This window comes from Sphingobacteriales bacterium (genome assembly GCA_012517435.1).
Classification (GTDB): Bacteria; Bacteroidota; Bacteroidia; order CAILMK01; family JAAYUY01; genus JAAYUY01.
The window spans coordinates 1-10920 of the sequence record JAAYUY010000109.1 but is presented as its reverse complement, the minus strand read 5'-3'; the positions used below and the strand labels follow the sequence as shown (position 1 = coordinate 10920).

Genomic DNA, 10920 nt, shown 5'->3' with positions numbered 1-10920 from the left:
TTGCTGGCCGGTCAGGTATTGTTCTATTTGCTGGCATTTACGGGCTGGCTGTTCAGGAATAAAAATGTCTCTATCCCCGGTTTTTTTGTCCCCTTCTATTTCTTCATCATGAATTATGCTGTCTATCTCGGGTTTTTACGTTTTATCCTTAAAAAACAAAGTGTCAGGTGGGAAAGGGCTAAAAGGGCAAGCTGAGATTACTACCTTTTTAAGCTGGCAACAGGCAGGCTTCAATAGGCAGTATATTTCCGGGACACCGAACTTATACCCATCAACCATAACCAGCTCGGACATTTGCATTAACAACAAGCCACAAATCACTAAAAAATATAATATTCAGCGATTCAAATCGAAAAAAAATATAATATTTTGCGATTTTTATTTTAGCTCATATATTTGCAAAAAATTTAACAATCATGATAAAGCGACTTCTCGAAGATATTTTGAAAGATTTTCTTTTCAAAGGCAAAACCATCATTATCTATGGAGCCCGTCAGGTCGGTAAAACCACTCTTATTGAACAGTTAATTCCTGATACCGGTAAAAAAACATTGATGTTAAATGGTGACGAGGCAGAAGTCAGATCTTTGCTGACTGATGTAAGTTCCAGCAAGCTGAAGCCATACATAGCTGATAATGAAATTATTGTTATTGATGAAGCACAACGAATTCCCGAAGCGGGACTGGTGTTAAAAATCATTCACGATAATTTTAAAGATGTTCAATTAATTGCAACCGGTTCATCTGCATTTGACCTTTCCGGAAAAATTAACGAACCTATGACGGGCCGTAAATTTGAATTTTTTCTTCATCCCATTTCTTTTGAAGAAATGACAAAGCATCACGGTTTTTTTGAAGAAAAAAAACTGCTTAATCATCGCCTTATTTACGGTTACTATCCGGATGTAATTCAAAACCAGGGAAATGAGCAAATGATATTAAAATCGCTTGCTTCAAGTTTTTTATATAAGGATTTACTTCAGCTGGAAGGGCTTAAAAAACCCGTATTACTTGAAAAAATATTAAAAGCTTTGGCTTTGCAGACAGGCAATGAAGTTTCATTTAATGAACTGGCACAATTGCTGGATTCAGATAAAGGAACTATTGAAAAATATATCGATTTACTTGAAAAAGCTTATTTGATTTTCAGATTAAATGCATTTAGCAAAAATTCAAGAAATGAAATTAAGAAAGGTAAAAAAATCTATTTTTACGATAATGGAATCAGAAATACAATAATCGGAAACTTTTTACCGATGGATGCCCGGTCCGATGCCGGAGCTTTGTGGGAAAATTTTCTTATTTCGGAAAGACAAAAGTTTAAAATTTATCATAATCTGGATGTAAACTCTTTTTTCTGGCGTACGGTTCAGCAACAGGAGATTGATTATATTGAAGAAAAAGACGGTCATTTAAATGCCTTTGAATTTAAATTAAACCCACATAAAAAGGCAAAAATTCCAAGGACTTTTCTCAGTGCTTATCCTGATTGTAATTTTAAAATAATTACACCTGCCAATATTAATGACTTTCTGATCTGAAAACCACTCTCTCATTTTTCGCTGACGTCTGTTGACTGTATTAAAAAATTATAATATTCAGCGATTCAAATCGAAAAAAAATATAATATCTGGCGATTAGCAAGAAGGGAAATGTTATCCTTCAGCCATTTATTAATTGTCTTTCTCTTCGGAATGAATGCGTTCAAGGAGCCAGGCCATGTTTTCTCCCAATGCTTTCATGTTTTTCATTCCTTCTGAATCGTTCAGTACTTCACCTTTTTCTCGTCCGTAACCCATGTTCCAGTAGGTAGCTCCGACAATAAACATCCCGCAAATCTGCATGGTATGGTTCATGGTATCAAAAGCATGGGTAGCGCCTCCCCTTCGCACTGCCACTACCGAAGCCCCCACTTTACGGTTCAGAAAATTACCGTTTGCCCTTGAGACATACCCAAGACGGTCGAGCAAGGCTTTCATCTCTGCTGTTACATCACTGAAATAAGTCGGAGAACCAAAAATAATGGCATCAGCATCATGCGCTTTTCTGATACAGTCGTTTCCAATGTCATTTTTCATAGAGCATTGAAAATCAATATTTTTTCTGCATTTCTCACATGCCTGGCAACCTCTGATATTCGTTCCGCCTACCTGAATCAATTCTGTTTCAATTCCATGAGTCTGCAGGACTTTAAAAACTTCCTCAATCAGCACGCGTGTATTGCCATCTTTACGGGGACTGCCATTGAATGCAACTACCTTCATATTTGTTTTTTTGGTCGCAAATTTAACACAATATGCGTTTGGTAATTATTTTAGAGGTTCATTCATATCATTAAAATTTTAACCATGAAGCATTTTTTAACAATCATTTTAGCAGGCTTCGCAACAATTTTATTTCTCTCTGAATGTAAAGAACCACCTGACCCGCCAAAAATGGCCATCAGCCACAGTGTGGTGAATGTCAGCTGGAAAGGAGGACATGACGGGAGTATTGACCTTCAGGTAACAGGAGGAACTCCTCCCTACCTGTTTGAATGGTCGAACGGAGCAAAAACGGAAGATATTTCAGGATTAAAAGCAGGCACATATACCTGTATTATCAAAGATTCTGCATGGACAGAAACGTATAGTGTAACCGTTGCTGAGCCCGAAAAATATGAAATCTGGAAAATTTCAACCAGTTTTGGTGATATCTTTTGCTGGTTGTACAATGAAACTCCCGGCCATAAGGCCAATTATTTAAAACTCATTCGCAATGGATATTTCGACAGTCTGATTTTTCACCGGGTTGTAAAAAATTTTGTTATTCAGGGCGGAGACCCAACAGGAACAGGTACTGGTGGCCCGGGATATGATATCCCTGCCGAATTTCATGACAGCCTGACGCATGTAAACGGAGCTATTGGTGCAGCCCGCCTTCCCGACAGTATGAATCCTGAAAAAAAGTCGAATGGCTCCCAGTTTTATATTGTCCAGAATCCAAACGGGGTTCATTATCTGGATAAAAATTATACGGTATTTGGCATTGTCGTATCGGGGATGAATGTAGTGGAGACCATAGCACAACAACCGGTAAATTCCAGCAACAGGCCTTTGACAAATATTTACATGCAGAAAGTTACCATTGAAAACTTTTCAGCCGCTGAACTTAAAAATCAATTTGGATTTGTTGTCCCTGATTACAATAAGTAATTTGCCACAACGGGAGCAAATGTCAGGAAAATCATCTTTTTCAGATTGAGATAAAAGAAGGATGGCCAGGCATCACCTTAAACAAAAAACTACCTCACCGCATCAATCTGGTCAAGTATTTCAGAATCAACGGATACATCAAACTTGCGGGCATACAGTTTTCCGGAATTTATAATGTTATCGAAATCATCTGTCGTCAATATCTTTGGGTTTGCCCCTCCTGACGACCAGTCAATATATCTTCCGCTATCATTGATAACTGAGTCCTTAAAAGGAGAATTCATCAATACGGTTGGAATCAGAAACTCATCAGGACACCAGGTAAAATTGCAGAAACGTTGAAGCTTTTTGTCAGATAAAACCCTTTCAGAAACATATCTGGCCGCATCAGACGACATGGTCCACCATGTTGCTCTGGGCCCGCCATAAAGTGTCTGATAAAAGGGAAAATTACGTTCCGGCAAAACCTTGTTCATGATGTCCTGAAGCTTATACCTTCCCTTAAAATTGTAATTGGTCAGGTGATATTTCTTGACCCTGCTGATGGCATGAGTCCACCACTCCGAATGATGTTCTTCAAGGGAAAAAAAGGAACAACCAATGTTTTTCAGGTGATAATCAACAATATGTTCATTGCTTTTTAACGGATAATCCTGTCCTGAAAAGGAAGCGACAAACTCGTAAGGTATGCCGGTCTGTATTATTTCATGGATGCATAGCAGCAATGTCCGGGTAAAATTCCATGCTGCCCAGTAAATTACATGGTTTTTCTTAAAAAAATAGACATTCCTGTTTTCCTTAAGAAACAGAAATGGCTTTATATCAAACTTGGCATCAACATGAATGTAAAAATCAATAGCCTCATGATTCATGGCCTTAACAAGACGGTCAATTTGCTGAGGGTCTTTATAAGCCATGACAATATAGGCGATCCGCATGTCTTGTTAAATTATTTCCGGCTATAACCTTTCATGATACCGCGGTCGGAATTACGGATAAAGCTTAATATTTCATCACGTTCAGGCGTAGCCTTAAATTCAGCTTCAATGATTCTCAATGCCTGAGAAGTGTTGTATCCACGAATGTAAAGTATCCTGTAAATATCCTGTATCTCATTGATTTTCTTTGAAGAAAACCCTCTCCTTCTCAATCCGATGGAATTAATTCCCACATAAGACAATGGTTCACGGGCAGCTTTTGTATAGGGAGGAATATCCTTTCTGACCAGAGAGCCTCCCGATACCATGACATGTGCCCCGATATTCACAAACTGATGGATGGCACTCATGCCGCCAATAATAGCATAATCACCAATATTTACATGTCCGGCAATATTGACCGCATTGGCAAGGATGACATTTTTCCCGACATGGCAATCATGAGCAAGATGGACATATGCCATAACAAGGGAATTATCATCAATAAAAGTTTGACGCGACTGAACCGTTCCTCTGTTGATGGTGCAGAATTCACGGATAACGACATTGTTGCCAATAACCACATTGCTGTCTTCACCATTGAATTTCAGGTCCTGAGGAATAGCAGAAATCACACTCCCGGGAAAAATTTTACAGTTTTTACCGATTATGGCTCCTTCCATAATAGTTACATGAGGGCCTATCCAGGTTCCTTCATCGATCTGCACGTTGTTGTGAATGGTCACAAACGGTTCGATGACCACATTCTGAGCTATTTTAGCTCCCGGATGAACATAAGCTAAGGGTTGGTGCATATTAACTGTTTTTAACTATCTGAGCCATTAATTCTGCTTCAGCCACCAGCTTTTCCCCGACATAGGCTTCTCCTTTCATGATGCAGACACCCCTCCGGATGGGAGCAGTCATTTCACACCGTAAAATCAGGGTATCACCGGGTAGTACCTTATCTTTAAACTTGGCATTATCAATTTTAAGGAAATAGGTGGAATAATTTTCAGGGTCAGGCTTATCGCATAAAACAAGAACACCGCCTGTCTGGGCTAATGCTTCAATGATTAAAACACCCGGCATAACAGGGTTTTTGGGGAAATGGCCTTTGAAGAAATATTCATCATAGGTTACATTTTTAATTCCTGTGATAAAACGGTCTGAAATTTCAATGATTTTATCAACCAGTAAAAAAGGATGGCGGTGAGGCAGCAAATTTTCAATTTCAATTGTACTGAAAACAGGCTTTTTGTTAGGATCATATTTGGGCAAACCCACTTTATCGGCCTTCTGTGCTGATTTAATGACTTTTTTGATTTTTTTCGCAAATTCGATATTCCATTTATGTCCCGGACGGGCAGCCATGACCTGAGCCTTTATAGGAACACCAATAAGTGCCATATCTCCCAGTAAATCAAGCAGTTTATGGCGTGCCGGTTCGTTGGGTGCATGCAGTTCAACATTGTTAAGAATCCCGTCTTTCTGTACCTTCAGGGTTTTGGGATCTTTATTAAATATTTTGGCAAGTCTGTCAATTTGCTCATCCGATAACTCTTTATCAACTATTACAATGGCATTGTTGACATCTCCCCCTTTGATCAGGTTTTGATTGACAAGCTCTTCCACTTCATTCAGCAGACAAAAAGTACGGCTGGCGGCAATGTCGGTTTTAAACTCCCGCAAATTGGTAATGCTGGCATGCTGACTACCCAATATAGGGGAATTATAATCAATCATTACAGTCATTCTGAAGCCATCCAGCGGCATGGCAATCATCTCGACTTTAGCCTCTTCATTTGAAAAATAGATGTTCGATTTTATTTCAAAATAAACTTTTTCAGCATTTTGCTCTTTAATCCCTGCATCGAGCAGCGCTTTGACAAAAGGCATGGAACTTCCGTCCATTATCGGGCATTCAGGCCCGTCAAGGTCGATGAGCAGGTTGTCAATATCAAGTCCTGCAATGGCAGCCATTACATGTTCAACAGTACCAATTTCAACGCCATTTTTCCCCAGTTTGGTTCCTCTGGATGTATCAATAACAAGATCAACATCTGCTTCACTAACTGGTTGTTCTTTCAGATCAATCCTTCTGAATTTAATGCCATGATTTTCTGCAGCAGGCTGAAACGTCAATACAACCCTTTTTCCTGTGTGCAAGCCGGTTCCTGATAAACTGACCTGCTTTCCGATTGTCTTCTGTTTGATTTCCATAATTGATATTAAGTTATGAGTTATGTTGTTTTTTAAGTTCCTGAATTTCTTTTTCCTGCAAATTAATTTTCCGGTAAAGGTCAGGCAATTTTCTCAGAATAGCATGTATTCTCAACGTATCATGAAGTGGCAGAGCAGGAATACCAAACCAATCTTTATCGGCTTCGCTGATTGCCCTGGAAACACCGCTTTTGGCACCTATCCTTGATTTTTCAGCGATCATAATATGCCCGACAATGCCCACCTGACCACCAATCATACAGTTTTTACCCAACTTTGTACTTCCGCTGATACCACTCTGCGCTGCAATGACCGTATTTTCCCCGATTTCCACATTATGGGCAATCATAATAAGGTTATCAAGTTTGACGCCTGAGCGGATGATGGTTGACTCAAGGGTAGCCCTGTCGATGGTAGTGTTTGCACCAATTTCAACATTATCGTGAATAACCACATTGCCTATCTGGGGTATTTTTCTGAAAGTTCCATCCTCCATGGGTGCATGTCCAAAGCCGTCACTGCCTATGACGCAACCGGAATGAAGAATACATTTCTTACCGATTTTTGTTTTTGAGTAAATCTTCACACCAGCATAAACTACCGTATAGTCCTCAATTTCAACATTTTCTCCGATATAACAGTTGGGATAGATTTTAACGTGTTCACCGATTTTTGCGTTGCTGCCGATATAGGTGAAAGCCCCGAGATAACAATCTTTTCCTATCGTGGCATTACTACCGATAAATACCGGCTCTTCTATTCCGGTCTTCTGATCTGAAGTAAAGCTGAATTTTTCGAGCAACAAGACAAGAGATTCGTAAACATTTTTAACATACAAGGGAATAAAGTTCAGGCTATCATCTGTTCTGAAGCTTTCAGGTACCAGAACAACTCCTGCCTGAGTCTGGTAAAGCTTGTCAAGATATTTGGCGTTATGATAGAAAGATAAATCATCAGCACAGGCTTCCTCCAGGGTAGCAATACCGGAAATATTTCTCGACTCATATAAAGAAGAACTGAGTTTACCATCAGTGATATCACATATTTCTTTAAGGGTAATCTGCATGAATGCTATATTTTTTTGAATTGCTTGGGGTAACAAAGAAAATATTTCTGCACCGGAATTTCTGCATTCAGAAACGGTGAGTGATAATGAACGACAGTTCCATCCGGATTCAGGATTCTGATAGGTTCGTTGACAAAATCATATAAGGTGTTTTGAATGGAATCGGAATAGACAAAATAGTCGTTTTCTTCCTCACCTGTATGAAAATGCTCTTGCGTCAACGTTTTATAAAATTTTATTCTTTCTTCGCTGAAAGGTTTATCGGATACTTCGATAGCTGGGATGTTTCTGTTAATCAGGTTACGGCTTAAATATGAAAGAATAAAATCACTATGGTTCATCCAAACTTTAATTGCAAGTAATATATCGTTATCTTCAAGGAGTGCAAAGTTATCCAAAACAGATGGATTGTTAAAATCGTCAGCAGAAATGTCGTTATAGAGGAAAAAAGACAAAGCCGGGCTGGCAAAAAGATTTTGCTGTTGACGGGCAAGCCATTTAGCCCTTCTCAGTATCTTAATCAGAATTTGTTCGGCTGATATAACAGCTTTGTGAAGATAAACCTGCCAGTACATCGACTGACGGGCAATCAGATAATTTTCAACGGTATAAACACCTTTTTTTTCAACAACCAACTGGTTTTCAGCTACATTCATCATACGAATCAGTCGCTCGGAGCCAGTCATACCTTCAGGTACACCGGTATAAAAACTGTCTCTCCTGAGATAGTCGAGGCGGTCAACATCGAGTTGTCCGGAAACGAGGCTGTGAAAAAAAGGCCTCCCGAAACTGTTGTTGAAAATTTTTTCTGCAATTTGAAGCGGGCCTCCTAACTGATGGTTAAAGTGCCTGAGAAAAAACCTGGAAATTGTTTCATGACTGACATTCTCAACGATTTCCATTTCGAGTGCATGAGAAAATGGGCCATGACCAATGTCGTGAAGCAAAACCGCATAAAGAACACCTGTTTCTTCTTCAGCACTGATATCTACACCTTTCATTTTCAGGATACCCAAAACATCATTCATCAGTTGAAAAGCACCCAGGGTGTGTTGAAAACGGGTATGTGAAGCGCCCGGGAACACCAGATCGGTCAGGCCAAGCTGACGGATACGCCTGAGCCTCTGGAAATACGGATGATTGACAATTTCAAGTAATAATGGATTATCAATTTTTATAAATCCGGCAACCGGGTCGTTGATAAATATTATCTTTTTCACCTGATAATAAACTGTTAAAAATTAAGTTTTTACCTTTGCACAACGTCATAAACAGTTAAAAATCATGAGCAAAATTAAGATTCTTTGGGCAGATGATGAAATTGATTTACTTAAACCACACATTATTTTTCTTGAACAAAAAGATTATGAAGTAGTTGCAGTAACCAATGGTTATGATGCCATTGAAGAAATAGAAAACAATTTTTACCATATCGTATTTCTGGACGAAAAAATGCCGGGCATCAACGGGCTTGATACCCTTGTGGCCATTAAAAAGATAAGGCCGGAATTACCCGTTGTCATGGTAACTAAAATTGAAGAAGAGCCTGTGATGAACGAAGCCATCGGCTCCCAGATTTCTGATTATCTGATCAAACCGGTTAATCCCAAACAACTCTGGCTGACTGTAAAAAAACATACGGAACAAAAACAACTGGTCAGTGAAAAAATAACTTCACTTTATCAGCAGGATTTCAGGGAGTTATCGATGACCATCAACGACAATCTTGATATCGAAGGATGGAAAAAACTGTATCGTGAACTGGTCAGGTGGGAACTTGAACTCGAAAAATCGAATGATACCAATCTGAAGCAAATTTTAGATTCCCAAAAATCTGAAGCCAATGCAAACTTCTTTAAATTTATCTCGAAAAATTATCAGAACTGGATAAAAAATCCCGATTCTGCTCCACTCATGTCGAACAAGCTGATGATCAGAAAAATATTACCACTGGCGGAAAAGGGACGTCCGGTTTATACCATTATCATTGACAACTTCAGGTACGACCAATGGAAAACCATTCAGCCTTTGCTGACTGACAAATTTCATCTTCTGGATGATGATTTGTATTTCAGCATTTTACCAACAGCAACCAATTATTCCCGAAATGCTATTTTCTCCGGTATGATGCCACTGGATATCGAAAAAAGCTATCCCAATTCCTGGGTTTTTGATGAAGAAAAAGGCTCGAAAAACCTGAACGAAGAAAAATTTCTGATAGAATATCTCCGTAAACTCAGAAAAAATATCAGTGTCAATTACCAGAAAATCACTTCACTCGAAGCAGGAAGAAGGCTACCGGATCAGGTAAACAACATGAACGGCAACCTGCGGATCATCATCTATAATTTTATCGACCTGCTTTCACATGTCAGAACAGAAATGGAAGTGTTGAAAGAACTGGCCGAAGATGAAACTGCATATCGTTCACTAACCTATTCATGGTTCAAAAATTCGCCTTTATATGAAACCATTGAAAAAATAGCTTCAGAAAAATGCTATCTGGTAATCACCACCGACCACGGTTCAATCAGGGTAAAAAGGCCATCCCGTGTGATAGGTGACAAAAACACCACCACCAACCTGAGGTTTAAACAAGGAAAAAACCTTGACTTCGAAATGAAAGAAGTACTTTATTTTAAAAATCCTGCTGACATCATGCTTCCTCAGCCTGCTATCAGTTCCAGCTATATTTTTGCCAGAGAAGACTATTATTTTATTTACCAGAATAACTATAACTATTTTGCCAATTACTACGAAAACACTTTTCAGCATGGCGGTGTGTCGATGGAAGAGATGATGGTGCCCATCGTTGTTCTTGAAAACTGATTCCATGATTAAATTTGAATGTAATAAACTGAAAGACCTGCCTTTCATTGCTTCCCGGATTCTGGCTCTCAATCAGAAAAAAATTGCTTTTTCAGGAGAACTTGGTGCGGGTAAAACTACACTGATCAAAGAACTTTGTTTTCAGCTGGGATATGAAGGTGAAGTAACAAGCCCAACTTTTACTCTGATCAACGAATATGAAGGCCGGTATAAAATCTATCATATTGATTTCTACCGGCTTAGAAAACCCGAGGAAGTTTATGAACTGGGCTATGAAGAGATATTTTTTTCCGAAGACTATGTTTTTATTGAGTGGCCGGAAAAAATTGAAGGTTTGATACCTGATACTTTTTTAAATGTCAGAATAATGGTTGACGGAGAAAAAAGGATTTTTGAACTCGGGAAGTGAAAAAAACTTAACTTCACGGCTTAAAAAATCTTATGTTTCAGCCATGCAAAGAATAAAAAAGGATGATTTTTTTCAGATAAGTGAAGAAGGAGGCGTTTTACCTCTTGAAATGCCGCTTAAATCTCAGAAAAAAGATCAGGGACTCACCATAGGAATTCCACGTGAATCCATCATGGACGAAAAAAGAATTCCTCTTACCCCTCAGGGCGTTAAAATGCTTACGGCCAATGGTTTTAAAATAATGATAGAACAAAATGCCGGACATTCCTCTCATTTTTCTGA

Annotated in this window: 12 protein-coding genes; 6 read left to right on the top strand and 6 right to left on the bottom strand. The window is 38.9% G+C overall.

Annotation, left to right across the window (positions count from 1 at the left end; genetic code table 11):
- Both GX437_06515 and GX437_06510 read left to right on the top strand, forming a co-directional pair.
- Nucleotides 1–195, top strand: a 195-nt coding sequence (locus GX437_06515) for a glycosyltransferase family 2 protein (GenBank protein NLJ07303.1), incomplete at its 5' end; no start/stop codon positions are given.
- A 221-nt stretch (nucleotides 196–416) separates the two neighbouring features.
- The gene (locus GX437_06510; protein ID NLJ07302.1) at nucleotides 417–1541 is read left to right on the top strand and encodes an ATP-binding protein; all 1125 of its coding nucleotides are present in this window, start codon (nucleotides 417–419) and stop codon (nucleotides 1539–1541) included.
- Between the two features lie 132 nt (nucleotides 1542–1673).
- Here the strand turns inward: GX437_06510 and GX437_06505 are convergent, their stop codons facing one another.
- A complete protein-coding gene (locus GX437_06505; GenBank protein ID NLJ07301.1) occupies nucleotides 1674–2264 on the bottom strand; it encodes a flavodoxin family protein in 591 nt (196 codons plus the stop codon).
- A gap of 84 nt (nucleotides 2265–2348) precedes the next feature.
- Between GX437_06505 and GX437_06500 the strand changes: the two genes are divergently transcribed.
- Entirely contained in the window at nucleotides 2349–3194 is an 846-nt protein-coding gene (locus GX437_06500) for a hypothetical protein (protein NLJ07300.1), read from the top strand.
- A gap of 89 nt (nucleotides 3195–3283) precedes the next feature.
- Here GX437_06500 and GX437_06495 read toward each other — a convergent pair whose 3' ends face one another.
- From GX437_06495 to GX437_06475, 5 genes are read right to left on the bottom strand one after another with little or no spacing between them, the layout of a single operon-like run.
- Entirely contained in the window at nucleotides 3284–4132 is an 849-nt protein-coding gene (locus GX437_06495) for a beta-1,6-N-acetylglucosaminyltransferase (GenBank protein ID NLJ07299.1), read from the bottom strand.
- Nucleotides 4133–4143: 11 nt separating this feature from the next.
- Nucleotides 4144–4926, bottom strand: coding sequence for an acyl-ACP--UDP-N-acetylglucosamine O-acyltransferase (gene lpxA / locus GX437_06490; GenBank protein ID NLJ07298.1), 783 nt, complete (start codon nucleotides 4924–4926; stop codon nucleotides 4144–4146).
- Nucleotide 4927: 1 nt separating this feature from the next.
- Nucleotides 4928–6334, bottom strand: a complete 1407-nt coding sequence (locus GX437_06485; GenBank protein ID NLJ07297.1) for a bifunctional UDP-3-O-[3-hydroxymyristoyl] N-acetylglucosamine deacetylase/3-hydroxyacyl-ACP dehydratase — start codon at nucleotides 6332–6334, stop codon at nucleotides 4928–4930.
- Between the two features lie 13 nt (nucleotides 6335–6347).
- Nucleotides 6348–7400 carry a UDP-3-O-(3-hydroxymyristoyl)glucosamine N-acyltransferase gene (gene lpxD, locus GX437_06480; GenBank protein NLJ07296.1) on the bottom strand — a complete coding sequence of 351 codons (1053 nt, stop codon included), beginning with the start codon at nucleotides 7398–7400 and terminating at the stop codon, nucleotides 6348–6350.
- 5 nt (nucleotides 7401–7405) lie between these two features.
- Nucleotides 7406–8620: an HD domain-containing protein gene (locus tag GX437_06475; protein ID NLJ07295.1), complete on the bottom strand. Its 1215-nt coding sequence runs from the start codon at nucleotides 8618–8620 to the stop codon at nucleotides 7406–7408.
- A gap of 64 nt (nucleotides 8621–8684) precedes the next feature.
- Between GX437_06475 and GX437_06470 the strand changes: the two genes are divergently transcribed.
- The 3 genes from GX437_06470 to GX437_06460 all read left to right on the top strand — a co-directional run.
- On the top strand, nucleotides 8685–10229 hold the full coding sequence (locus GX437_06470) for a PglZ domain-containing protein (protein NLJ07294.1): 1545 nt from the start codon (nucleotides 8685–8687) through the stop codon (nucleotides 10227–10229).
- A gap of 4 nt (nucleotides 10230–10233) precedes the next feature.
- The gene (gene tsaE, locus GX437_06465; protein NLJ07293.1) at nucleotides 10234–10638 is read left to right on the top strand and encodes a tRNA (adenosine(37)-N6)-threonylcarbamoyltransferase complex ATPase subunit type 1 TsaE; all 405 of its coding nucleotides are present in this window, start codon (nucleotides 10234–10236) and stop codon (nucleotides 10636–10638) included.
- Between the two features lie 43 nt (nucleotides 10639–10681).
- Nucleotides 10682–10920 (top strand): alanine dehydrogenase (locus GX437_06460; protein ID NLJ07292.1); only part of this gene is annotated, 239 nt, incomplete at its 3' end.

Coding starts and splice junctions, on each gene's coding strand:
- GX437_06510 (NLJ07302.1), top strand. CDS start 417: ATGATAAAGCGACTTCTCGAAGATATTTTGAAAGATTTTCTTTTCAAA.
- GX437_06505 (NLJ07301.1), bottom strand. CDS start 2,264: ATGAAGGTAGTTGCATTCAATGGCAGTCCCCGTAAAGATGGCAATACA.
- GX437_06500 (NLJ07300.1), top strand. CDS start 2,349: ATGAAGCATTTTTTAACAATCATTTTAGCAGGCTTCGCAACAATTTTA.
- GX437_06495 (NLJ07299.1), bottom strand. CDS start 4,132: ATGCGGATCGCCTATATTGTCATGGCTTATAAAGACCCTCAGCAAATT.
- lpxA (NLJ07298.1), bottom strand. CDS start 4,926: ATGCACCAACCCTTAGCTTATGTTCATCCGGGAGCTAAAATAGCTCAG.
- GX437_06485 (NLJ07297.1), bottom strand. CDS start 6,334: ATGGAAATCAAACAGAAGACAATCGGAAAGCAGGTCAGTTTATCAGGA.
- lpxD (NLJ07296.1), bottom strand. CDS start 7,400: ATGCAGATTACCCTTAAAGAAATATGTGATATCACTGATGGTAAACTC.
- GX437_06470 (NLJ07294.1), top strand. CDS start 8,685: ATGAGCAAAATTAAGATTCTTTGGGCAGATGATGAAATTGATTTACTT.
- tsaE (NLJ07293.1), top strand. CDS start 10,234: ATGATTAAATTTGAATGTAATAAACTGAAAGACCTGCCTTTCATTGCT.